Annotated in this window: 23 protein-coding genes and 1 other RNA gene; 7 read left to right on the top strand and 17 right to left on the bottom strand. The window is 63.6% G+C overall.

The features are described 5' to 3' along the window. Positions 1 to 2: 2 nt before the first annotated feature. The 9 genes from mraY to rsmI form a co-directional block, all read right to left on the bottom strand. Entirely contained in the window at positions 3 to 1,085 is a 1,083-nt protein-coding gene (gene mraY / locus KSS94_RS04880; protein WP_217841910.1) for a phospho-N-acetylmuramoyl-pentapeptide-transferase, read from the bottom strand. Beyond that, complete coding sequence (locus tag KSS94_RS04875; protein ID WP_217841909.1) at positions 1,085 to 2,452, bottom strand: UDP-N-acetylmuramoyl-tripeptide--D-alanyl-D-alanine ligase; 1,368 nt, start codon at positions 2,450 to 2,452, stop codon at positions 1,085 to 1,087. Before KSS94_RS04875 ends, mraY begins: the two co-directional genes overlap by 1 nt. Beyond that, positions 2,445 to 3,932 carry a UDP-N-acetylmuramoyl-L-alanyl-D-glutamate--2,6-diaminopimelate ligase gene (locus tag KSS94_RS04870; RefSeq protein WP_217841908.1) on the bottom strand — a complete coding sequence of 496 codons (1,488 nt, stop codon included), beginning with the start codon at positions 3,930 to 3,932 and terminating at the stop codon, positions 2,445 to 2,447. Before KSS94_RS04870 ends, KSS94_RS04875 begins: the two co-directional genes overlap by 8 nt. Beyond that, on the bottom strand, positions 3,932 to 5,662 hold the full coding sequence (locus KSS94_RS04865) for a peptidoglycan D,D-transpeptidase FtsI family protein (protein WP_217843526.1): 1,731 nt from the start codon (positions 5,660 to 5,662) through the stop codon (positions 3,932 to 3,934). The genes KSS94_RS04870 and KSS94_RS04865 overlap by 1 nt, the downstream gene beginning before the upstream one ends. After that, on the bottom strand, positions 5,662 to 5,955 hold the full coding sequence (gene ftsL, locus KSS94_RS04860) for a cell division protein FtsL (protein WP_054899260.1): 294 nt from the start codon (positions 5,953 to 5,955) through the stop codon (positions 5,662 to 5,664). Before ftsL ends, KSS94_RS04865 begins: the two co-directional genes overlap by 1 nt. After that, positions 5,952 to 6,899, bottom strand: coding sequence for a 16S rRNA (cytosine(1402)-N(4))-methyltransferase RsmH (gene rsmH, locus KSS94_RS04855; RefSeq protein WP_437179993.1), 948 nt, complete (start codon positions 6,897 to 6,899; stop codon positions 5,952 to 5,954). The genes ftsL and rsmH overlap by 4 nt, the downstream gene beginning before the upstream one ends. Further along, positions 6,896 to 7,351, bottom strand: coding sequence for a division/cell wall cluster transcriptional repressor MraZ (gene mraZ / locus KSS94_RS04850; protein WP_004575120.1), 456 nt, complete (start codon positions 7,349 to 7,351; stop codon positions 6,896 to 6,898). Before mraZ ends, rsmH begins: the two co-directional genes overlap by 4 nt. A 309-nt stretch (positions 7,352 to 7,660) precedes the next feature. Beyond that, an RNA gene (gene rnpB / locus KSS94_RS04845) (RNase P RNA component class A) lies at positions 7,661 to 8,020 on the bottom strand. Positions 8,021 to 8,204: 184 nt separating this feature from the next. Beyond that, positions 8,205 to 9,074: a 16S rRNA (cytidine(1402)-2'-O)-methyltransferase gene (gene rsmI / locus KSS94_RS04840; RefSeq protein ID WP_217841907.1), complete on the bottom strand. Its 870-nt coding sequence runs from the start codon at positions 9,072 to 9,074 to the stop codon at positions 8,205 to 8,207. Between the two features lie 188 nt (positions 9,075 to 9,262). On the opposite strand from rsmI, the gene KSS94_RS04835 reads away from it, so the two are divergent. The 5 genes from KSS94_RS04835 to KSS94_RS04815 all read left to right on the top strand — a co-directional run bounded on the left by KSS94_RS04835 (position 9,263) and on the right by KSS94_RS04815 (position 13,016). Continuing rightward, positions 9,263 to 11,080, top strand: coding sequence for a penicillin-binding protein activator (locus KSS94_RS04835; protein WP_217841906.1), 1,818 nt, complete (start codon positions 9,263 to 9,265; stop codon positions 11,078 to 11,080). After that, positions 11,080 to 11,451, top strand: coding sequence for a YraN family protein (locus KSS94_RS04830; RefSeq protein WP_217841905.1), 372 nt, complete (start codon positions 11,080 to 11,082; stop codon positions 11,449 to 11,451). Before KSS94_RS04835 ends, KSS94_RS04830 begins: the two co-directional genes overlap by 1 nt. 88 nt (positions 11,452 to 11,539) lie before the next feature. Continuing rightward, positions 11,540 to 12,133 (top strand): phosphoheptose isomerase, encoded by a 594-nt coding sequence (locus tag KSS94_RS04825; RefSeq protein ID WP_217841904.1) that lies wholly within the window; start codon positions 11,540 to 11,542, stop codon positions 12,131 to 12,133. Then, the gene (locus tag KSS94_RS04820; RefSeq protein ID WP_217841903.1) at positions 12,130 to 12,708 is read left to right on the top strand and encodes a BON domain-containing protein; all 579 of its coding nucleotides are present in this window, start codon (positions 12,130 to 12,132) and stop codon (positions 12,706 to 12,708) included. The genes KSS94_RS04825 and KSS94_RS04820 overlap by 4 nt, the downstream gene beginning before the upstream one ends. 92 nt (positions 12,709 to 12,800) lie before the next feature. Then, complete coding sequence (locus KSS94_RS04815; RefSeq protein WP_217841902.1) at positions 12,801 to 13,016, top strand: YgdI/YgdR family lipoprotein; 216 nt, start codon at positions 12,801 to 12,803, stop codon at positions 13,014 to 13,016. A 52-nt stretch (positions 13,017 to 13,068) separates the two neighbouring features. Here the strand turns inward: KSS94_RS04815 and KSS94_RS04810 are convergent, their stop codons facing one another. From KSS94_RS04810 to rplM, 7 genes are all read right to left on the bottom strand, one after another. Continuing rightward, positions 13,069 to 13,497: a ClpXP protease specificity-enhancing factor gene (locus KSS94_RS04810; protein ID WP_217841901.1), complete on the bottom strand. Its 429-nt coding sequence runs from the start codon at positions 13,495 to 13,497 to the stop codon at positions 13,069 to 13,071. A 10-nt stretch (positions 13,498 to 13,507) separates the two neighbouring features. Further along, positions 13,508 to 14,131 carry a glutathione S-transferase N-terminal domain-containing protein gene (locus tag KSS94_RS04805; protein WP_217841900.1) on the bottom strand — a complete coding sequence of 208 codons (624 nt, stop codon included), beginning with the start codon at positions 14,129 to 14,131 and terminating at the stop codon, positions 13,508 to 13,510. Positions 14,132 to 14,249: 118 nt separating this feature from the next. Next, the gene (locus KSS94_RS04800) at positions 14,250 to 15,029 is read right to left on the bottom strand and encodes a cytochrome c1 (RefSeq protein ID WP_217841899.1); all 780 of its coding nucleotides are present in this window, start codon (positions 15,027 to 15,029) and stop codon (positions 14,250 to 14,252) included. Beyond that, positions 15,029 to 16,240, bottom strand: coding sequence for a cytochrome b (locus tag KSS94_RS04795; RefSeq protein ID WP_217843524.1), 1,212 nt, complete (start codon positions 16,238 to 16,240; stop codon positions 15,029 to 15,031). The genes KSS94_RS04800 and KSS94_RS04795 overlap by 1 nt, the downstream gene beginning before the upstream one ends. Beyond that, positions 16,240 to 16,833, bottom strand: coding sequence for a ubiquinol-cytochrome c reductase iron-sulfur subunit (petA, locus tag KSS94_RS04790; RefSeq protein ID WP_217841898.1), 594 nt, complete (start codon positions 16,831 to 16,833; stop codon positions 16,240 to 16,242). Before petA ends, KSS94_RS04795 begins: the two co-directional genes overlap by 1 nt. Before the next feature lie 260 nt (positions 16,834 to 17,093). Next, positions 17,094 to 17,486, bottom strand: coding sequence for a 30S ribosomal protein S9 (rpsI, locus tag KSS94_RS04785; RefSeq protein WP_110736741.1), 393 nt, complete (start codon positions 17,484 to 17,486; stop codon positions 17,094 to 17,096). A 14-nt stretch (positions 17,487 to 17,500) separates the two neighbouring features. Beyond that, entirely contained in the window at positions 17,501 to 17,929 is a 429-nt protein-coding gene (rplM, locus tag KSS94_RS04780) for a 50S ribosomal protein L13 (protein WP_008097538.1), read from the bottom strand. Positions 17,930 to 18,187: 258 nt separating this feature from the next. On the opposite strand from rplM, the gene KSS94_RS04775 reads away from it, so the two are divergent. Further along, on the top strand, positions 18,188 to 19,228 hold the full coding sequence (locus tag KSS94_RS04775; RefSeq protein WP_217841897.1) for an NADP(H)-dependent aldo-keto reductase: 1,041 nt from the start codon (positions 18,188 to 18,190) through the stop codon (positions 19,226 to 19,228). 233 nt (positions 19,229 to 19,461) lie between these two features. Next, a complete protein-coding gene (locus tag KSS94_RS04770; protein ID WP_217843523.1) occupies positions 19,462 to 20,358 on the top strand; it encodes a GlxA family transcriptional regulator in 897 nt (298 codons plus the stop codon). Positions 20,359 to 20,654: 296 nt separating this feature from the next. On the opposite strand, the gene zapE is transcribed toward KSS94_RS04770, so the two are convergent. Beyond that, complete coding sequence (zapE, locus tag KSS94_RS04765) at positions 20,655 to 21,749, bottom strand: cell division protein ZapE (RefSeq protein ID WP_217841896.1); 1,095 nt, start codon at positions 21,747 to 21,749, stop codon at positions 20,655 to 20,657. Positions 21,750 to 21,772 lie beyond the last annotated feature (23 nt).

The following is a 21,772-nucleotide window of genomic DNA, read 5'->3' as shown; positions in this document are numbered from 1 at the left end:
GTCTACCTCAGTTTCAGGGTGGCAAGGCCGATCAGCACCAGGATCACGGTGATGATCCAGAAGCGGACGATCACCCGTGGCTCGGGCCAGCCCTTGAGTTCGAAGTGGTGGTGGATCGGCGCCATGCGGAACACCCGCTTGCCGGTGAGCTTGAACGACGCCACCTGGATGACCACCGACAGGGTTTCCATCACGAACACGCCGCCCATGATGAACAGCACGATTTCCTGGCGCACGATCACCGCGATGGTGCCCAGGGCAGCACCCAGCGCCAGTGCGCCGACGTCGCCCATGAACACCTGGGCCGGGTAGGTGTTGAACCACAGGAAACCAAGCCCCGCGCCTATCAGTGCGCCGCAGAACACGATCAGCTCGCCCGAGCCCGGCACGTAAGGGATCAGCAGGTATTCGGCGAACTTCACGTTACCCGACAGGTAGCAGAAGATGCCCAGCGCACCGCCAACCATGACGGTGGGCATGATCGCCAGGCCGTCGAGGCCGTCGGTGAGGTTGACCGCATTGCTGGAGCCGACGATGACGAAGTAGGTGAGCACGATGAAGCCTGCGCCCAGCGGGATGGTGAAGTCCTTGAGCATCGGCACGATCAGCGTGGTTTCGACGCTGGTGGGGGCGGTCTTGTACAGGAAGATCGCCGCGCCCAGGCCGAACACCGACTGCCAGAAGTACTTCCAGCGGCTCGGCAGGCCACGGGAGTTCTTCTCGATCACCTTGCGGTAGTCGTCGACCCAGCCGATGGCACCGAACAGCAAGGTGACGATCAGCACCGTCCACACGTAGCGGTTGGACAGGTCGGCCCACAGCAGGGTACTGATGGCGATGGCAGACAAGATCAGCGCGCCACCCATGGTCGGGGTGCCGGACTTGGACAGGTGCGATTGCGGGCCGTCGTTACGCACGGCCTGACCGATCTGGCGGATCTGCAGGGTACGGATCATCCACGGGCCCAGCCAAAGGGCCAGCGAGAGCGCGGTCAGTACCCCCAGGATGCCGCGCAGCGACAGGTACTGGAAGACCGCGAAGCCCTTGTGGAACTGTTGCAGATACTCAGCCAACAGCAGCAGCATTAATGTTTCTCCCCGCTGGCTTCGCACAGTGCGGCCACGACGTTTTCCATCGCAGCGCTGCGCGAGCCCTTGATCAAGATAGTGGTATCACCGGCGGATTCGGCCTTCACGGCGTCGATCAGCTCGGCTTGAGTAGTGAAATGATGGCCATTGGCGCCGAACGCCTGCACCGCGTGGGCCATGTTGCTGCCCACCGCGTACAGCGCGTCGACCTTGCCACGGGCGTAGTCGCCAACCTGGCGATGGCCCTCTTCGGCCCATTGCCCCAGCTCGCCGATGTCGCCAAGCACCAGAACGGTGCGCCCGGAAAAGCCGGCGAGTATATCAATGGCCGCGCACATCGAGGTGGGATTTGCGTTGTAGCTGTCATCGATCACCCGCACACCATTCGGCGCAATTTGCGCCACGGTGCGGCCCTTGACCGGTTGCACGGCATTCAGCCCGGCGGCGATACCGCTCAGGCTCAGACCAACGGCATGGGCGGCAGCGGCGGCGGCCAGGGCGTTGCTGACGTTGTGGGTGCCGAGCACGTTCAATTGCACCTGCACACTGCCATCAGGGCCGTGCAGGGTGAACGACGGGCAGCCACGGGCATCGCGGCCGATGTCGCTGGCATGGAAGTCGGCCTGCGGGTTGTCCAGGGCGAAGCTGATCACCTTGTGCTCGCCAGCACGCTTGCGCCAGGTGTCGAAGGCTTTGTCAGCCAGGTTGAGGATGGCGGTGCCACCCTCGCCCAGGCCCTCGAGAATTTCGCCTTTTGCCTCGACGATTTTCTCCGGCCCACCGAACTCGCCTACGTGGGCGGTGCCGGCGTTGTTGATGATCACCACCTGCGGCTGGGTCAGCCCCACGGTGTAACGAATCTCGCCGATGCGCGAAGCGCCCAGCTCGATCACCGCGGCGCTGTGCTCCGGGGCGATTTCCAGCAGGGTCAGTGGCGCGCCAAGGTCGTTGTTCAGGTTGCCGCGGGTGGCGTGCACCAGGCCACGGGTGCGCAGGATGCTGGCGAGCATCTCCTTGACCGTGGTCTTGCCGCTGGAGCCGGTGATGGCCACCACCGGCTTGTCGAAGCCGGCGCGGTTCAGTGCCCCCAACTGGCCGAGAGCCACGCGGCAATCGGCGACCAGCAACTGCGGCAGGTCGACATCGGCGACCTCGCGCTCCACCAGCGCTGCGACCGCGCCCTTGGCTTTGACATCGGCCAGGTAGTCATGGCCGTCGAAACGCGGCCCGGTCAGGGCGACGAACAGCTGGCCGGTGGCCACGCTGCGGCTGTCGATGCTGACGCCGGTAAAGCTGGCGTCGGCACCTGCCAGGCGGGCACCCAGTGCTGTGGTCAGCTGGCTGAGTGTCATAGGCTTAAGCATGTGGAGCCTCCCAGGCTGCAAGTGCCTTGTCGGCTTCGATCAGGTCGGAGAATTCATGGCGCTGGCCGTTGATCTCCTGGTAGTCCTCGTGCCCTTTGCCGGCCAGCACGATCACATCGTTGGCGTTGGCGCTGGCAATCAGGCGGGCGATGGCTTCGCCACGGCCGGCGACGAACTCGACGGCGGCAGGTTGGGTGAAACCTGGGCGAATGTCGTCGAAGATGCGCTGCGGGTCTTCGCTGCGCGGGTTGTCGTCGGTGACCAGCACGCGGTCGGCCAGGCGCTCGGCCACTTCGGCCATGAGCGGGCGCTTGCCGGCATCACGGTCGCCGCCACAGCCGAACAGGCACAGCAGTTGGCCATGGGCGTGCGGGCGCAGGGCCTCCAGGACCTTGTCCAGGGCATCCGGGGTGTGCGCGTAGTCGACCACCACCAGCGGCTTGTCACCGCCACCCAGGCGCTGCATGCGACCAACCGGCCCCTGCAACTGCGGGGTGACCTTGAGAATTTCTTCCAGCGAATAGTCCAGCGCCAGCAGCGTGGCCACGGCGGCCAGCATGTTGCTCAGGTTGAAGCGCCCGAGCAGTTGGCTGCGCAGGGTGCGTTCGCCCTGGGCGGTGACGAGGGTGGCACGTACGCCATCGTCATCGAAGTGGGCTTCGCGGCAATACAGCGACGCGTCCGGGTTTTCCAGGCTGTAGCTGAGCAGCCGGGTCTCGATATGATCGGCTACAGGGCGGCGGGCATAGCCGTCGGCCAGGCGGCAGCCGAACGCATCGTCCAGGTTCACCACCTGGCAGCGCAGGCTCGGCCAGGCGAACAGCTTGGCCTTGGCGGCCTCGTAGGCCTCCATGCTGCCGTGGTAGTCGAGGTGATCGCGGGACAGGTTGGTCATCACCGCGATGTCGAATTCCAGTGCGGCCACCCGGCCCTGCTCGAGGGCGTGGGAGGACACCTCCATGGCCACGGCCTTGGCACCGCCCTTCTTAAGGTCGTTCAAGGTGGACTGCACGGCGATCGGGTCAGGGGTGGTCAGGCGGCCGCTCTGCAGCTCACCGTAAAAACCGGTGCCCAGGGTACCGATCAGGCCACAACGCTGGCCTAGCGCATCGAGCGCCTGGGCCACCAGCTGGGTGACGCTGGTCTTGCCGTTGGTACCGGTAACCCCGACCAGATTGAGCTGGCGGCTGGGCTCGCCATAGAAGCGCCCGGCAATCTGCGACAGCTGGCCAATCAGGCCTTTCACTGGAATCAGCGGCACATCGGTCAGCGGCAGCACGGTGGCGCCCTGCTCTTCATAAGCCACGGCAGCGGCGCCACGGGACAGCGCATCGGCGATGTGCTCGCGGCCGTCGACCTTGGCACCGGGCACGGCGAGGAACAGGTCCCCCTGGCGCACCTGACGGCTGTCCAGGGTGATTTCGCGAATCAGCGGGTCGCGGCTGGCATGGGCGAACAGCTTGCTCAATGGCATCGTCATTATCCACGCCCTCCATTGGCGGGTGCTACGGTGGCTTGCTGGGTCGACGGCGGCGGCAGGTTGTCCGGCGGCACGTTCATCAGGCGCAGGGTGCCCGACATGACCTTGCTGAACACCGGGGCCGAAACCAAGCCACCGAAGTAGCCGCCCTTGCCCGGTTCGTCGATGACCACGACGATCGCATAGCGCGGATCGCTCATCGGGCCGAAGCCTGCGAACAACGAACGGTAGGCGTTTTCGGTGTAGCCCTTGGAACCGACGGTGGCTTTACGCGCGGTACCGGACTTGCCGGCCACGTGATAGAACGGCACCTGGGCACGGAACACCCCGCGCGGCGCCTCGATCACCTGCTGCAGCATGCCCTGCACGGTTTCGGCGGTTTCTTTCGGAATCGCCTGCACCGCCTCAGGGGCCTTGTCGACCTTGAGAATCGACAGCGGCACCATCTTGCCGTCGTTGGCCAGGGCGGCGTAGGCATGCACCAGCTGCAGGGCGGTCACCGACACGCCATAGCCATACGACAGCGTGGCCGTTTCGGCCTTGCGCCATTCGCGATGGTTGGGCAGGTTGCCGACCCGCTCACCCGGGAACCCCAGGCCGGTGTACTGGCCCAGGCCCACCTGGGACATCACCCGGTAAATGGCTTCGCCGCCGATATCGAAGGCGATCTTGCTCATGCCGACGTTACTGGAGTTGATCAGGATGCCGGTCAGGTCGAGGATCGGGCCTTCGCTTCTGGACACGTCTTTAATGGTGTAACGGCCGATCTGCAGGCTGCCGGGGTATACCTCGACCTTGTCGGTGGGCTTCCAGCGACCGCTCTGCAACGCCGCGCTCATGGAGATCGGCTTGACCGTGGAGCCTGGCTCGAACACGTCGATGATCGCCCGGTTGCGCATGGCCGCCGGGAACATGCTGCGGCGGTTGTTCGGGTTGTAGGTTGGCTGGTTGACCATGGCCAGCACTTCGCCGGTTTTCACGTCCATGATCACCAGGCTGCCGGCCTTGGCGTCCTGTTCGGCGATGGCGTTGCGCAGCTCGCGGGTGGCCAGGTACTGCAGGCGCAGGTCTATCGACAACGCCAAGGTCTTCCCGGCCTTGGCGTTCTTGGTAACCTGAATGTCCTTGATCAGCCGGCCACGCCGGTCCTTGATCACCTGGCGCTTGCCCGGCACACCGGCCAGCCATTCGTCGTAGGCCAGCTCTACCCCTTCGCGACCGTGGTCGTCGAGGTCGGTGAAGCCGACCATGTGCGCGGTGACATCACCGGCCGGGTAGAAGCGGCGGAATTCTTCCAGGCCGTATACGCCCGGAACTTTCAGGTCGAGCACATGCTGGCCCTGCTCCGGCGTAAGGCCGCGGACCAGGTAGATGAACTCCTTGTTGGCCTGCTGGGTGAGGCGCTCGATCAACTGCTGGGGCGGCTGCCCCAGGGCTGCGGCCAGTTGCGGCCAGCGCTCTTTCGAGGCCTGCATTTCCTTGGGGTTGGCCCACAGGGTGGTCACCGGGGTACTGACCGCCAGCGGCTCGCCGTTGCGGTCGGTGATCAGCCCGCGGTGCGCGGGAATGGGGATGTGCCGCAGGCTGCGGGCATCGCCCTGGCCCTTGAGGAAGTCGCGGTCGACCACCTGCAGGTCGATGATGCGCCAGCAGATGGCGCCGACCATCAGCGCCAGCAAACCGATCACCACCCGGAAGCGCCAGGGGTAGAGTGCGCCCTCAAGCTTCATCATGGCGCCACCATCCGCACTTCGTCAGCGGCGGGTACGCGCATCTTCAGCTGTTCGGAGGCCAGGTTCTCGATACGGCTGGAAGCGGTCCAGGTGCTTTGCTCGAGAATCAGCCGGCCCCACTCGGCCTGGGCCTTGTCGCGCTCGTTGAGCTCGCCGTACAGCGTGTTCAGCAACTGGCGGTTCCAGTGCGCGCTGTAGGATACAGCGATGGCCGAAACCAGCACGCCGACAAACAGCAGAAGCATCAGGAAGCTTCCGCCTGGCAGGGGCTTGGCAAAAAGCCGACTCACCGAAGCTTCTCCGCCACCCGCATGACGGCGCTGCGCGCCCGCGGGTTGGCCTTGAGCTCTGCGTCAGAGGCGAACTGCGCCTTGCCGATGAGCTTGATCTTCGGCTCGAACACCTTGTGCTGCACCGGCAGGTTGCGCGGCAGGTTGTCCGCCTCGCCCTTGACCAGCTTGCGCATGAACAGCTTGACGATGCGGTCTTCCAGCGAGTGGAAGCTGATCACCGCCAGGCGGCCGCCGACTTCGAGCGCATCGAGCGCGGCTTCAAGGCCGGCTTCGAGGTCGCCCAGTTCGTTGTTGACGTGGATGCGCAAGCCCTGGAAGGCGCGAGTGGCCGGGTTCTTGCCTTTTTCCCAGGCCGGGTTGGCGACCTTGAGCACCTCGGCCAGGTCAGCCGTACGGGTGAAAGGCTGCTTTTCGCGGCGCTCGACCACGGCACGCGCCATGCGCCCGGCAAAACGCTCCTCGCCGTACTCTTTGAACACGCGGGCGATTTCTTCAACCGGTGCGGTGGCGATGAACTCGGCAGCGCTGACGCCCTGATCAGGGTTCATACGCATGTCCAGCGGGCCGTCGTTGAGAAAGCTGAAGCCGCGCTCAGGGTCGTCCAGCTGCGGCGAAGACACGCCCAGGTCGAGCAAAACGCCGCTGACCTTGCCGTCCAGGCCGCGCTCGGCCACTTCGCTGCCCAGCTCGGCAAAGCTGCGCTGCACAATGACAAAGCGGCCGTCTTCGGCCGCCAGCGCTTGCCCCGTGGCAATCGCCTGTGGGTCCTTGTCGAACCCCAGCAGCCGCCCTTGCGGGCCGAGCTTGCTGAGGATCAGGCGGCTGTGGCCGCCGCGCCCGAAGGTGCCGTCCAGATAGCAACCGTCGGCGCGCAGGGCCAATGCCTCGACAGCTTCGTCGAGCAGGACGGTGATGTGGTTGAAGCCGCTATCTATGGTCACAGGATCAGGTCACGCAATTCATCAGGCATGGCGCCCGGTTGTTGAATAGCTGCAAGGTCGGCTGCCGAAACCGCGTTCCAGGCATCCTCATCCCACAGCTGGAATTTGTTCAGTTGCCCCACCAGCATCGCCTTCTTGTCCAGCTTGGCGTACTCGCGCAGTCGGGGCGGTACCAGAAAACGCCCGCTGCCATCGAGCTCCAGGTCAACCGCGTTGCCGATCAGCAAGCGCTGCAGGCGGCGGTTTTCCTCGCGCAACGACGGCAAGGCACGCAACTTGGCTTCTATCTGCTCCCACTCATCGAGGGGGTAAACACACAAGCAGGGGTCCACCGCGTCGATGGTCACGATCAGTTGACCATTGCAACGCGAATCGAGCTCGTCACGGTACCGGCTCGGCATGGCGAGACGGCCCTTGGCATCGAGGCTGACGGCGTTGGCTCCGCGGAACACGGCTGCGATTCCCCACAATGTTAGCTTTTTTGTGTCAGAAAACCCACTTCATCCCACTTTCTGCCACTTGCGCACACTATAGGAATCCGCCCGCTACACCGTCAAGGCGCGTTCATAAGGAAAACCCTTACAGGACGGCGATTTAGCGCAACAAAGGAAGGTGGAACGACGACCGGGCGAGAAAACTGGCGGGAAAAATCAAACGCACTCAAGCGGATAGAGTGTGAAGTTAAAGTGATTTATTAAGAGTAAGAATTTTTCGGTATTACGAAGGGGCATCTGCTGTCGATTCAAGCAGGGGAAGGAGAGGTGGAGAGTCGATCTGTAAGCCGGGTTTTGTCGAGGACAGTCATTCCTCTACGACGGCCATCACTGGACGCCTCTAGCAACCTACCCGGTTCCGACGCGGGCCACGCCGTATGGAACCCTATTTGGTCTTGCTCCGAGTGGGGTTTACCTAGCCACGGACTGTTGCCAGCCGCGCGGTGCGCTCTTACCGCACCTTTTCACCCTTACCGGCACCGAAGTGCTTAGGCGGTTATTTTCTGTGGCACTTTCCGTAGGCTCGCGCCTCCCAGGCGTTACCTGGCACTCTGCCCTGCGGAGCCCGGACTTTCCTCCCCCGCCTTTTGCGGAACAAAAGGTGGCAGCGACTGTCCGATCGACTCTCCGCCGACAAGGTTACCGACAGCGGCGCCCAAGAACAAGCGAGACGGCAAAGATTGTAGCGCCCGGTCGACCCTGCCCCTGTAGGAGCCGGCTTGCCGGCGATCACCGGCACAGCCGGTGCCGTGCATTCCTGTTGAGGCCAATCGCCGGCAAGCCGGCTCCTACAAAGGAGCACCGCCAGCCTTCATTCGGCCTTCTGCTTCTCCAGCGCCAGCTGGTACAGCAGGTTCTTGCGCACCCCGGTGATCTCCGCCGCCAGCGCCGCCGCGCGCTTGAGCGGCAGCTCTGCCAGCAGCAGGTCGAGCACGCGCTGCGCCTCGCTGCTGACAGCCTGATCGTCCTGCGGCGCGCTCCAGCCCGACACCAGCACCACGCACTCACCGCGCTGCTGGTTGCTGTCGTCCTGCACGAAAGCGCGCAGTTCGCTCAGCGGCAAGCCCTTGAGCGTTTCGAAGGTCTTGGTGATTTCTCGCGCCAGCACCGCCGGCCGCTCGCCACCGAACACCAGCTCCATGTCCTCGAGGCATTCGAGAATGCGGTGCGGCGCCTCATAGAAGATCAAGGTGCGCGGTTCTTCCTTCACCTGCTCCAGGCGCGCCCGGCGCCCGGCAGCCTTGGCCGGCAAGAAACCCTCGAAGATGAAGCGGTCGGACGGCAGGCCCGCCGCCGACAGCGCGGCGATCAAGGCACAGGCACCCGGCACCGGCACCACTTGCACACCAGCGGCACGCGCCTGACGCACCAGGTGATAGCCCGGGTCGGAAATCAACGGCGTGCCGGCGTCGGACACCAGCGCCACATCGTCACCGGCCAGCAGCCGGGTGATGAAACGCCCGCCTTCGTCGCGCTCGTTGTGCTCGTGGCAGGCCGCCAGCGGCGTGTCGATGCCGAAGTGCTGCAACAGGCGCACCGAGTGGCGGGTGTCTTCGGCCGCAATCAGGCTGACGCCGGCCAGCACCTTGAGCGCCCGGGCGCTCATGTCGTCGAGGTTGCCGATGGGCGTGGCCACCACATACAACTTGCCCGTTTTCGAAACCCCTGCAACATCGGTCACTGCGCGCACCTGCTTTCACGATCAAAGGTCGCCATTGTAGCCCGAGCGCCGGCAACAGGGCGCAAAGAACTTCGCCACCGGTACAGCCAGCGCCACCTATAGTGAAGGTTCGTCGTCGCCAACATCGCCTCGGGCCCGGCGCTTCGGTACAATCGCCGGCCAACTTGATCGAGTAACAGGACTTTTACATGATCGCTTGTCTGCGGCTGCTCTCAGCCCTCTGCCTCGCTGCCCTGCTGGCAGCCTGCGCCAGCTCGCCCTCATCCAGCCTGGGCGAGCTGCCACGCACCCCGGACGCCAGCATCGAGCAACTGCTCGACAAGGCTGCCTCCAGCAAGTCTGCCGAGGACGCAGCCCTGCTGCACCTGAGCGCCGCCGACCTGGCCTACAAGCAAAAGGACTACCCGCGTTCGGCGCGCATCCTCGAACAGGTGCCGCTGGACTCGCTCAAGCCGGCCCAACAGGTGTTTGCCTCGACCCTGGCCGCCGAACTGGCCATGAGCCGCAACCAGCCCAAGGCCGCGCTGAGCGCCCTCGCCCACCCAAGCCTGCAACGCGCCGGCGAACTGCCAGCCGAGCAGCAGGTACGCACCTACAGCGTCCACGCTGCCGCCCTGGAGGCCGACGGCCAGGCCCTGGCCGCCGCCCAGCAGCGCGCGCTGCTGACCCCGCTGCTCAGCGGCCAGGCAGCCACCACCAACAACGACGCAATCTGGGCACTGGTCGCTGCACTGCCGGCCGAGCAACTGCAACAGCCAGCCGCCGACAACACCCTGGCCGGCTGGACCAGCCTGGCCTTTGCGGTGAAAAGCGCCGGCACCCTGGAACAGCAACAGGCGGCCATCGACGCGTGGCACAACCAGCACCCGGACCACCCGGCCGCCAAGCAGCTGCCCACCGCCCTGGTCAAGCTCAAGGAGCTGGCCAGCCAGCCCCTGACCAAGATTGCCCTGCTGCTGCCCCAGGAAGGGCCTCTGGCAGGGGTTGCCCGCGCCCTGCGTGACGGCTTCATGGCCGCGCACTTCCAGGCGCAGAAAGGCGGCCAGCCGGCCCCGGCCGTGCAGGTGTTCGACAGCTCGCGTATCACCTCGCTGGACGACTTCTACCGCCAGGCCCAGGCTGCCGGCGTGCAACTGGTGGTCGGCCCGCTGGAAAAACCGCTGGTGAAGAAGCTCGCCGCCTACCCGCAGCTGCCCATCACCACCCTCGCCCTGAACTACGCCGACGCCGGCCAGAAAGCCCCGCCGCAGCTGTTCCAGTTCGGCCTGGCTGCCGAGGACGAAGCCCGTGAAGTGGCCCGTCGCGCCCGCGCCGATGGCAAGGTTCGCGCCGTCGCCCTGGTGCCGAGCGGCGAATGGGGTGACCGCGTGCTGGCCGCCTTCCGCCAGGACTGGCAAGCCAATGGCGGCACCTTGTTGGCCGCCGAGCGCATCGCCCAGCCGGTCGCCCTGGCCCAGCAAATCGCCGATCTGTTCCAGCTGCGCCAGAGCGAAGGCCGCGCCAAGAGCCTGCAAAGCACCGTCGGCGGCAGCATCGCCGCACAACCGTCGCGCCGCCAGGACATCGACTTCATCTTCCTCGCCGCCACCCCGCAGCAGGCCCAGCAGATCAAGCCGACCCTGAACTTCCAGTACGCCGGCGACGTACCGGTGTACGCCACCTCCAACCTGTACAGCGCCAGCGGTGACGTCAACCAGTACAACGACATGAACGGCATCCGCTTCTGCGAAACCCCGTGGCTGCTGGACACCACCAACAGCCTGCGCCAGCAGGTGGTGCAGCAATGGCCGCAGGCCGCCGGCAGCCTCGGCCGCCTGTACGCCATGGGCGTCGACGCCTACAGCCTGGCTCCGCGCCTGGGCCAGTTGAAGGCACTGCCGGACAACCGCGTCGAAGGCCTGTCGGGCAGCCTGAGCATCAACGCCAGCCAGCGCGTCGAGCGCCAGCTGCCGTGGGCCGAGTTCGCCGGTGGCCAGGTCAAGCGCCTGCCGGACACCCCGCGCTGATGCCCCACGCATCGCCCACACGCGCCGGCAACGCCGCCGAAGACCAGGCCCTGGGGCATCTCCAGGGCCATGGCCTGGCACTGCTGGCACGCAACTGGCGATGCAAGGGCGGCGAGCTTGATCTGGTCATGCTCGACGCCGATACAGTAGTATTCGTCGAAGTCCGCTACCGGCTACACGCGGGCTTTGGTGGCGCGCTCGGCAGCATCGACGGGCGCAAGCAGAAGCGACTGGCGCTGGCCGCCAACCTTTTCCTGCAGCAACACCCCCGCTGGGCCGCTCACCCCTGCCGTTTCGACGTAGTCGCACTGCAGGGCCAGGGGCATGCTGGGCAACCGCTTCTTTGGCTGAAAAACGCCTTCGAGTGCTGAACCCTTACCGAATTTTTTGCTCTATGTTTCGCGGGCTGGTCGCTGTTGCGCACAGCAAAGGCCACCGCCCCACTTAAGGTCACACCAGATGGACATGCAATCCCGAATTCGCCGGCTGTTCCAGGCCAGCATCGACACCAAGCAACAGGCAATGGACATCCTGGCACCTCACATCGAGCAGGCCAGCCTGGTCATGGTCAACGCCCTGCTCAGCGACGGCAAGATGCTCGCCTGCGGCAACGGCGGCTCGGCCGGCGACGCCCAGCATTTCTCTTCGGAACTGCTCAACCGCTTCGAGCGCGAGCGCCCGAGCCTGCCAGCCATCGCCCTGACCACCGACAGCTCGACGATCACCTCGATCGCCAACGACTACAGCTACAACGAAGTATTCTCCAAGCAGATCCGCGCCCTGGGCCAACCCGGCGACGTACTGCTGGCGATCTCCACCAGCGGCAACTCGGCCAACGTGATCCAGGCGATCCAGGCCGCACACGACCGCGAAATGATTGTCGTAGCCTTGACCGGGCGCGACGGTGGCGGCATGGCTTCGCTGCTGCTGCCCGAAGACGTGGAAATCCGCGTGCCTTCGACGGTCACCGCTCGTATCCAGGAAGTCCACCTGCTGGCGATCCACTGTCTGTGCGACCTGATCGACAGCCAACTGTTCGGGAGTGAAGAATGATCCCCAAGCGCCTCGGCCTGATGGCCCTCACCCTGTGCCTCGGCATCACCGGCTGCAGCTCGGTGCTGACCTCGGCCCGCAACTCGCCCATCGAGGATGACCGCGGCACCCGCACCATCGGCAGCAAGATCGACGACTCGCTGATCGAAACCAAGGCGGCGGTCAACATCTCCAAGGCCAACCCGGACCTGGACCAGGGCTCGCACATCGTCGTCAGCAGCTACAACGGTGTCGTGCTGCTGGCCGGCCAGACCCCGCGCGCCGACCTCAAAGCCCTGGCCGAGCAAACCGCCAGCCAGGTGCAGCGGGTCAAGAAGGTGCATAACGAAATCCAGGTCATGCAGCCTTCGTCCATCCTCGCGCGCAACAACGACGCCTGGCTGACCACCAAGATCAAGACCCAGATGCTGACCGACGCCAACGTGCCGGGCTCGCGGGTCAAGGTGATCACCGAGAACGGTATCGTCTACCTGCTGGGCCTGGTGACGCAGCAAGAAGGCAACGCCGCCACCAGCGTGGTGCAGGGCGTTTCCGGCGTGCAGAAGATCGTGCGCCTGTTCGAATACATCGATTGATTCCCCCTGTCGCCGGCAAACCGCGCCCCTGTAGGAGCCGGCTTGCCGGCGATAGCGCCGGTACTACCTACCCGTTTTCTCAGGATTTACGCATGAACAAGCTCCTGCCCGCCCTGCTGCTCGGCACCATCGCCACCCTGGCCGGCTGCGCCAACCCCAACGTGATCACCCTCAACGACGGCCGCGAACTGCAGACCCTCGACACCCCGCACTACGATCGCACCTCGGGCTTCTACGAGTTCGAACAGCTCGACGGCAAGCGCAACCGGGTGAACAAGGATCAGGTGCAAACCATCAAGGAGCTCTGAGGCTCCGGCGGCAAGCACAAAAAAAGGCGATCCGGTTGGATCGCCTTTTTTGTTACTTGACCACTTTCAGGCTAGGTCGGCCGCTGGGGCGTGGTGGCTGGCCGCCTTCCGGCGGGCCATCGTCATCCGGCTCGACACTGTCGTCGTCCAGCTCGAGGTCGTCGTCCTGCGGCGGCTCCAGCTCGAAGACCATGCCCTGGCCGTTCTCACGGGCGTAGATACCCATGATTGCGCCGGCCGGCACATACAGCGAATGGGCTACACCGCCGAAGCGGCCTTCGAAGCTCACCGCGTCGTTATCCATGTGCAGGCTGCGCACGGCACTTGGGGAGATGTTCAGCACGATCTGGCCATCACTGGCAAAACCGGCAGGTACCTGGACTGCCGGAAATTCGGCATTGACCAGCATGTGGGGCGTGCAATCGTTGTCGACGATCCACTCGTACAGCGCTCGAACCAGGTAGGGGCGACTGGAGTTCATCAACGGCTCCTTAAAGCTTGCGCATTTCACGTTCTGCAGCAGACAGGCTCGCCTGGAAAGGCTCGCGGGCGAACTGTCGCTCCATGTAATCAAGCAGCGGCTTGGCTTGCCGCGGCAATTCGATACCCATCACCGGCAAACGCCAGAGGATGGGCAGTAGACAGCAATCCACCAGGCTTTGCTCCTCACTCATGAAGCAAGGCATTTCGCCGAACAGCGGCGCCACACCGGTGAGGCTTTCGCGCAGCTCCTTGCGCGCCTGGGTACGCGCGGCATCGGTGCTGCGCTTGTCCAGCAGGGTGTCGGCCAGCGAGCACCAGTCGCGCTGGATGCGGTGCATCAGCAGGCGGCTGTTGCCACGGGCCACCGGGTATACCGGCATCAGCGGCGGGTGCGGGTAACGCTCCTCGAGATACTCCATGACCACGCTCGACTCGTACAGCGCCAGGTCGCGGTCGACCAGGGTCGGCACGCTGCCGTACGGGTTTACCTCGACCAGCTTGGGCGGCAGACGACTGGCATCGACATCGATGATCTGTACCGCCACGCCCTTCTCGGCGAGCACCAGGCGCACGCGGTGGGAGTAGTGATCAGCGGGGTCGGAATAGCAGGCTAACCTGTTGGTTGCGCCCATGTAGCGCCTCCTCGCACGGGATGCTTGTTGAAACTCTAAATGAAAACGCGCCCGGGCTGACCTAACAGTTTTGCTAGGCCGGCCCGGGCGCGTTCAACTACCAGAAATTACTGCGTGATCAGTGCACGTCCTTCCAGTATTCGCGCTTGAGCAAGTAGGCGAACACGAAGAAGAAAGCCAGGTACAGCAACACGTAAGTACCGATGCGCTGGCTTTCCAGTTTGACCGGGTTGGCCGAATAGGCCAGGAAGGTCACCAGGTTCTTGACCTTCTCGTCGAACTGCTCGGTGGTCAGGGTACCGGATTTCTCCTCCACGGTCAGCTGGTCGCACGCTTCATGGGTCAGCGGGCTGCCGGTCAGCGGGTCGTATTGCTTCTTGCCGTCGACCACGGTCTGGATCTGCTTGCAACCGATCACCTGGTTGCCCTGCAGGCCCGCCAGCACGTTAGGCATGCCAACGTTGGGGAAGACCTTGTTGTTCACCCCCCAAGGGCGCGACTTGTCCTCGTAGAAGCTGCGCAGGTAGCTGTACAGCCAGTCGTTGCCACGCACCCGGGCGACCAGGGTGAGGTCGGGCGGCGCTGCGCCGAACCAGGTCTTGGCATCGTTGGGCTGCATGCCGATCTGCATGTGGTCGCCGATCTTGGCACCGGTGAACACCAGGTTTTCCAGCATCAGCTCGTGGGGGATGCCCAGGTCGTCGGCAACCCGCTCATAACGCTGGAACTTGGCGCTGTGGCAACCCATGCAATAGTTGGCGAAGGTGCGCGCACCGTCCTGCATGGCGGCCTTGTCAGTCAGGTCGATGTCGACCTTGTCCAGCTCCAGGCCATGTTCGGCAGCGAAGGAAAGGCCAGGCATCAGTGCCAGCAAAAATACTGCAATCAACTTTTTCATCAGCCAGTCACCCTTTCCGGAACCGGTTTGGTCTTCTCGAGCCTTGTGTAGAACGGCATCAGCAGGAAGTAGGCGAAGTACAGCACCGTGCACACCTGCGACAGCAAGGTACGCCCCGGGGTTGGCGCCAGCACGCCCAGCACACCGAGGATGACGAAGGCCACGCAGAACACCAGCAGCCAGACTTTGCTCAGCCAGCCCTTGTAGCGCATGGAGCGCACCGGGCTGCGGTCGAGCCAGGGCAGCACGAACAGCACGGCGATTGCCGCGCCCATGGCGATCACGCCGAACAGCTTGTCGGGCACCGCGCGCAGGATTGCGTAGAACGGCGTGAAGTACCACACCGGGGCAATGTGCTCAGGGGTCTTGAAGGCATTGGCCTGCTCGAAGTTCGGTTTTTCCAGGAAGTAACCGCCCATTTCCGGGAAGAAGAACACCACGGCGCAGAACACGAAGAGGAACACCACCACCCCGACAATGTCCTTGACGGTGTAGTACGGGTGGAACGGAATGCCGTCCAGCGGGATGCCGTTTTCGTCCTTTTTCTTCTTGATATCGACGCCATCAGGGTTGTTCGACCCCACTTCGTGCAGCGCCAAGATGTGCAGCACCACAAGGCCCAGAATCACGATCGGCAGGGCTACCACATGCAGGGCGAAGAAGCGGTTCAGGGTGATGCCGGAGATCAGGTAGTCACCGCGGATCCACTGCGTCAGGTCGCCGCCGATCACCGGGATGGCGCCGAACAGCGAGATGATCACCTGGGCGCCCCAGTACGACATCTGGCCCCACGGCAGCAGGTAACCCATGAACGCCTCGGCCATCAGCGCCAGGTAGATCAGCATGCCGAACAGCCACACCAGTTCACGCGGCTTCTGGTACGAGCCGTACAGCAGGCCGCGGAACATGTGCAGGTAGACCACGATGAAGAACGCCGAGGCGCCGGTGGAGTGCAGGTAGCGCAGGATCCAGCCGTACTCGACATCGCGCATGATGTACTCGACCGAGGCGAAGGCCTCTTCTGCCGAGGGGGTGAAGCTCATGGTCAGCCACACGCCGGTGACGATCTGGTTGACCAGCACCAGCAGCGCCAGCGATCCGAAGAAGTACAGGAAGTTGAAGTTCTTGGGCGCGTAATACTTGCTCAGATGGTCTTCCCACATTTTTGTGGCGGGGAAGCGCGCATCGATCCAATCCATGAACTTGCTCATCATGCCTTCTCCTGATCGACGCCGATGACGATGACTTCGTCGGTCTCGTACGAGTGCGGGGGCACTGGCAGGTTGAGAGGCGCTGGCTGGGATTTGTAGACGCGCCCGGCCAGGTCGTAGTGCGAACCGTGGCAGGGGCAGAAGTAACCGCCGACCCACTTCGGCCCAAGGTCTGCCGGGGCGACTTCAGGGCGGAAGGTTGGCGAGCACCCAAGGTGCGTGCACAGGCCGACCAGGATGAGGATCTCGGGCTTGATCGAGCGAACCTCGGGGTCGACGTAGGTGGGCTGCACCGACGCCTTGGACTGCGGGTCGGACAGGTCACCCTCGATCTTCTTCAGGTTGGCGAGAATCTCCTGCGTTCGCCGGACGATGAACACCGGCTGCCCCCGCCACTCGGCAACCATCTGCTGCCCAGGCTCGACCTTGGCGATATTGACCTTCACCGGTGCGCCGGCAGCCTTCGCCTTGGCACTGGGAAACCATGACCCCACGAACGGTACCGCTGCCCCCACTGCCCCCGCCGCCCCGACCACGGATGTCGCGGCTACGAGGAAGCGGCGCCGGCCTGCGTTGACGCCGTCATTGCTCATTCAGTCCTCTCCCATCAGCTTGCTTGGCCTGTTAGAACAGGCATCTACTTAGGTATATCGGTGGCACCCAAATTTGCTCGCAATGGTAAGAAACATACCCACACAGTGACAAGGTGATTACCCGCCCGGCGGGCCAGAACCTGCGCATTGCTTGATCTGCGTCTATGCGACAAACGGCCACGGATAGCTGACAAGGTTAGTTCAAGACATAAAAAAAGCCCGGTTCGAAGAACCGGGCTTTTCGGACTGCCGAAGCGGTATTAACGCTTGGAGTACTGAGGACGCTTACGTGCTTTACGCAGGCCCACTTTCTTACGCTCGACTTCACGAGCGTCGCGGGTAACGTAGCCAGCACGACGCAGGGCGCCACGCAGGGTTTCGTCGTATTCCATCAGGGCGCGGGTGATGCCGTGGCGGATTGCACCGGCCTGACCGCTGACACCACCACCGGAAACGGTGACGTAGATGTCGAACTTGGCAACGGTCTCGGTCAGTTCCAGCGGCTGGCGAACAACCATGCGAGCGGTTTCGCGGCCGAAGAACACGTCCAGAGAACGGTTGTTGATGGAGATGTTACCGGTGCCCGGACGCAGGAAGACGCGAGCGGTTGCGGTCTTGCGACGGCCAGTGCCGTAGTTTTGAGTCGCCGACATAATGAACTATCCCGTTAGATCTTCAGTTCTTGAGGCTGCTGAGCAGTGTGTGGGTGAGCTGCACCCGCGTACACTTTCAGCTTGCGGTACATGTCGCGACCCAGCGGGTTCTTCGGCAGCATGCCTTTGACCGCGGTTTCGATGACACGCTCAGGGGCCTTGGCGATCAACTTCTCGAAGTTGATTTCCTTGATGCCGCCCGGGAAGCCGGAGTGGGAGTAGTACATCTTGTCGGAAGACTTGGCGCCAGTTACACGGATTTGCTCGGCGTTGATGACGACGATGTAGTCGCCGGTGTCAACGTGAGGGGTGTATTCTGGTTTGTGCTTGCCACGCAGGCGGCTAGCGATTTCGGTAGCCAGACGACCCAGGGTCTGGCCAGCGGCGTCGACTACGAACCACTCGCGCTTTACTGTTTCCGGTTTAGCAGTAAAAGTTTTCATTCTCTAAAGCCTCAGAGGCCGCCCAGCGAAAAATAGACGGCGAATCTTACTGGATAGTGCACGGATTGCCAAGGGCAAACGCGCAGCCGAACGCTGACGCTTTTGGGGGCTCGGGTCGGGCACGCCAATGTTCGACAAAGGTTCTTGCATCGTGGTGGTGCATCACTTCCGCCACGCGAAGAGCTGCAGAATTATCCAGATTGCACAGAAAATTTCAACCTGCTTTTATGGGCATCTTTGCCAAGGAGCGTCTTCCCGATGGAATACCGCAAGCTCGGTCGTACCGACCTCGACGTCAGCGCCCTGTGCCTGGGCACCATGACCTGGGGTGAGCAGAACACCCAGGACGAGGCTTTCGAGCAGATCAAACTGGCCAAGGCCAGCGGCATCAACTTCATCGACACCGCCGAAATGTACCCGGTGCCGCCCCGCCCCGAGACCTACGCCGCCACCGAGCGCATCATCGGCAACTGGTTCCGCGAGCACGGCGACCGTGACGACTGGGTACTGGCCAGCAAGGTCGCCGGCCCCGGCAACGGCATCAGCCACATCCGCGACGGCCAGCTCAAGCACAACCGCCAGCACATCGTCGCGGCGCTGGACGAGAGCCTCAAGCGCCTGCACACCGACCGCATCGACCTGTACCAGCTGCACTGGCCCGAGCGCAGCACCAACTTCTTCGGCAAGCTGGGCTACCAGCACCTGCCCCACGACCTGTTCACCCCGCTGGAAGAAACCCTGGAGGTGCTGGACGAGCAAGTGCGCGCCGGCAAGATCCGCCACATCGGCCTGTCCAACGAAACCCCGTGGGGCACCATGAAGTTCCTGCACCTGGCCGAAAGCCGCGGCTGGCCGCGGGCGGTGTCGATCCAGAACCCCTACAACCTGCTCAACCGCAGCTTCGAGGTGGGCCTGGCAGAAGTAGCGATCCGCGAGCAATGCGGCCTGCTGGCCTACTCGCCGTTGGCCTTCGGCATGCTCTCGGGCAAGTACGAAAACGGCGCCCGCCCGGAAAAGGGCCGCCTGACCCTGTTCAGCCGCTTCGCCCGCTACTCCAACCCGCAGACCGTGGCCGCCTGCAGCCGCTACGTGCAACTGGCCCGGGCTCATGGCCTGGACCCGGCGCAGATGGCCCTGGCCTTCGTCACCCGCCAGCCGTTCGTGACCAGCAACATCATTGGCGCCACCTCGGTGGAGCAACTGCAGAGCAACATCGACAGCCAGGCGCTTGTCCTCAGCGACGAGCTGCTGGCCGCGATCGAGGCCATTCACCAGGAGCAGCCGAACCCGGCGCCTTGAGTGCGAACCCTGTCGCGGGGCCCGTGGGAGCGGGCTTGCCCCGCGATAGGGAATGCGGGCTAGACACAATCGCCAAAAAATAAGACGATCCAGCCGGTGATTGACCACTCTACCCTATAAGAACAATGACAATGATGTTTACCCAACCCCCCGCGTCGCTGCGGCGCGTCAGCATCCTGGCCATTGATAAAGTGTTCGCTTCGACACTGATGCAGGCCAAGGACTTCTTCCACCTGGCCAGCCTGCGCTACAGCAAGCAGCTGGGCCTGGGCCTGCAACCGATGTTCGAAATCGGCCTGGTGAGCCCGGACGGCCTGCCCGTGGACAGTTTCAGCAACGTACAGCTACCGGTCGACGGCGGCCTGGACGACGCCGACGTGATCATCCTCCCGGCGTTCTGGGACGACTTTGACAACTTGTTGCAACGCTACCCGCAAGTGCTGCCCTGGCTGCGCGCGCAACACGCCCGCGGCGCGGTGCTGTGCGCCGAGGCCAGCGGGGTGTTCTGGCTGGCCGAGTCCGGCCTGCTGGACGGCAAGGAGGCGACCACCTACTGGCGTTTCTTCGCCAGTTTCGAGGAGCGTTTCCCCAAAGTGCGGCTGAACCAGGACAAGCACCTGACCGACGCCGACAACCTGTACTGCGCCGGCGGCACCACCTCGGCCTGTGACCTGTACATCTACCTGATCGAGCGCTTCTGCGGGGCCAACGTGGCCCGCGCCGTGGCCCGCGACATCCTCTACGAGGTGCAGCGCAGCTACACCCCGGGGCGCATGGGCTTCGGCGGGCAGAAGCTGCACCAGGACCTGATCATCCTGCAGATCCAGCACTGGCTCGAAGAGCACTTCGCCGACAAGTTCCGTTTCGAGGACGTGGCCCGCAACCACGGCATGAGCATTCGCAATTTCATGCGCCGCTTCCAGAGCGCCACTGGCGACAAGCCGCTGCACTACCTGCAGCGCTTGCGTATCGAGACCGCCAAGGGCCTGCTGTCGAGCACGCGCAAGAGCATCAAGACCATCAGCTACGAGGTGGGCTACGACGATGCGAGCTTCTTTGCGCGGTTGTTCCGCCAGCACACGGAGCTGTCGCCGAACCAGTATCGGCAGCAGTTCATGCAGGAGGCTTGAGGGCCATGGGGCTGCCTTGCAGCCCCATCGCGACACAAGGCCGCTTCCCACAGGTAATGCATGAACTTCAGGTCAGCGCCTTACCTGTAGGAGATGACCCAGCCCTTTCGGGCTGCGCTGTCGCGCAGAGAACTGGCCTCGCAGATGCGCCACGGTCTCTGTGGGAAGCGGCCTTGCCGGCGATGAGGCCGGAACAGGCAGCACAAGACAGTTGCCCCCACAAAGGCCCTGCAAACACAGGTCAATGTGGGAAGCGGCCTTGTGTCGCGATGGGGCCGCAAAGCGGCCCCAATTTGTTAAGGCTTGTGCGCGCGCGACAGGAACTCGTGGGACTGCATCTCCAGCAAGCGGCTCAGCGTACGCTGGAACTCGAAGCTCAGGCGCCCACCGGTATACAGGTCCTTCAACTCGACCTCGGCCGAGATGATCAGCTTGACGTTGCGGTCGTAGAACTCGTCTACCATGTTGATGAAACGGCGGGCAATGTCGTCGGTGGTCACGCCCATCTGCTCGACGTTGCTCAGCAGCACGGCATGGAAGATCTTGCCCAGCTCGATGTAGTCGTTCTGGCTGCGCGGCCCGTCGCACAGGGCACGGAAGTCGAACCAGGCAACGTCGTCGCAGGTACGCAGGGCGTTGATCGGGCGGTTCTCGATCATCAGCACGTCGTTCTCGACCGCCTGGGTGCACTCCGGGGTCAGCGCCTTGAAGCTGGCACGCATGCTCTGGTGGGCGGCGTCGTTGAGCGGGAAGTGGAACAGTTCGGCCTGCTCCAGGTGGCGCAGGCGGTAGTCAACGCCGCTGTCGACGTTCACCACGTCGGTGTACTGCTTGATCATGGCGATGGCCGGCAGGAAGCGCGCGCGTTGCAGGCCGTCCTTGTACAGGCCGTCCGGCACGATGTTGGAGGTGGCCACCAGCGACACGCCGTTCTTGAACAGCTCTTCCATCAGGGTGCCGAGGATCATCGCGTCGGTAATGTCCGAGACGAAGAACTCGTCGAAGCAGATCACCTTGGCCTCTTCGCTGAAGCGCTTGGCAATGATGGTCAGCGGGTTCTTCTCGCCCTTGAGGGTTTTCATTTCTTCGTGCACACGCTTCATGAAGCGGTGGAAGTGCGTGCGCATCTTCTGCTTGAACGGCAGCGCTTCATAGAAGGTGTCGACCAGGTAGGTCTTGCCTCGCCCTACCCCGCCCCAGAAGTACAGGCCCTTGACCGGGGTCTGCTCCTTCTTGCCGAACAGCTTGCCGAACATACCCGGCTTGTTGTTCTGCGCGTGTACCAGGTCGTCGTACAGGCGCTGCAGGTGACGCACCGCAGTTTCCTGCGCCGCGTCATGGAAGAAGTCGGGACGTTTCAGATCTGCTTGATAGCGTTCTAAGGGAGTCATGATTCGTTAGCGAGGCAACAAAA

The sequence above is a fragment of the Pseudomonas fakonensis genome (genome assembly GCF_019139895.1).
Taxonomy (GTDB): Bacteria; Pseudomonadota; Gammaproteobacteria; order Pseudomonadales; family Pseudomonadaceae; genus Aquipseudomonas; species Aquipseudomonas fakonensis.
Note: the sequence above shows the minus strand (reverse complement) of the source record. Positions and strands in the feature narration are given on the sequence as shown.

Coding starts and splice junctions, on each gene's coding strand:
- KSS94_RS04805 (WP_217841900.1), bottom strand. CDS start 14,131: ATGGGCGCAACCAACAGGTTAGCCTGCTATTCCGACCCCGCTGATCAC.
- KSS94_RS04865 (WP_217843526.1), bottom strand. CDS start 5,662: ATGAAGCTTGAGGGCGCACTCTACCCCTGGCGCTTCCGGGTGGTGATC.
- KSS94_RS04830 (WP_217841905.1), top strand. CDS start 11,080: ATGCCCCACGCATCGCCCACACGCGCCGGCAACGCCGCCGAAGACCAG.
- KSS94_RS04775 (WP_217841897.1), top strand. CDS start 18,188: ATGGAATACCGCAAGCTCGGTCGTACCGACCTCGACGTCAGCGCCCTG.
- zapE (WP_217841896.1), bottom strand. CDS start 21,749: ATGACTCCCTTAGAACGCTATCAAGCAGATCTGAAACGTCCCGACTTC.
- KSS94_RS04800 (WP_217841899.1), bottom strand. CDS start 15,029: ATGAAAAAGTTGATTGCAGTATTTTTGCTGGCACTGATGCCTGGCCTT.
- KSS94_RS04815 (WP_217841902.1), top strand. CDS start 12,801: ATGAACAAGCTCCTGCCCGCCCTGCTGCTCGGCACCATCGCCACCCTG.
- rplM (WP_008097538.1), bottom strand. CDS start 17,929: ATGAAAACTTTTACTGCTAAACCGGAAACAGTAAAGCGCGAGTGGTTC.
- petA (WP_217841898.1), bottom strand. CDS start 16,833: ATGAGCAATGACGGCGTCAACGCAGGCCGGCGCCGCTTCCTCGTAGCC.
- KSS94_RS04820 (WP_217841903.1), top strand. CDS start 12,130: ATGATCCCCAAGCGCCTCGGCCTGATGGCCCTCACCCTGTGCCTCGGC.
- KSS94_RS04795 (WP_217843524.1), bottom strand. CDS start 16,240: ATGAGCAAGTTCATGGATTGGATCGATGCGCGCTTCCCCGCCACAAAA.
- KSS94_RS04875 (WP_217841909.1), bottom strand. CDS start 2,452: ATGCTTAAGCCTATGACACTCAGCCAGCTGACCACAGCACTGGGTGCC.
- KSS94_RS04870 (WP_217841908.1), bottom strand. CDS start 3,932: ATGACGATGCCATTGAGCAAGCTGTTCGCCCATGCCAGCCGCGACCCG.
- KSS94_RS04810 (WP_217841901.1), bottom strand. CDS start 13,497: ATGAACTCCAGTCGCCCCTACCTGGTTCGAGCGCTGTACGAGTGGATC.
- mraY (WP_217841910.1), bottom strand. CDS start 1,085: ATGCTGCTGCTGTTGGCTGAGTATCTGCAACAGTTCCACAAGGGCTTC.
- rpsI (WP_110736741.1), bottom strand. CDS start 17,486: ATGTCGGCGACTCAAAACTACGGCACTGGCCGTCGCAAGACCGCAACC.
- KSS94_RS04835 (WP_217841906.1), top strand. CDS start 9,263: ATGATCGCTTGTCTGCGGCTGCTCTCAGCCCTCTGCCTCGCTGCCCTG.
- KSS94_RS04825 (WP_217841904.1), top strand. CDS start 11,540: ATGGACATGCAATCCCGAATTCGCCGGCTGTTCCAGGCCAGCATCGAC.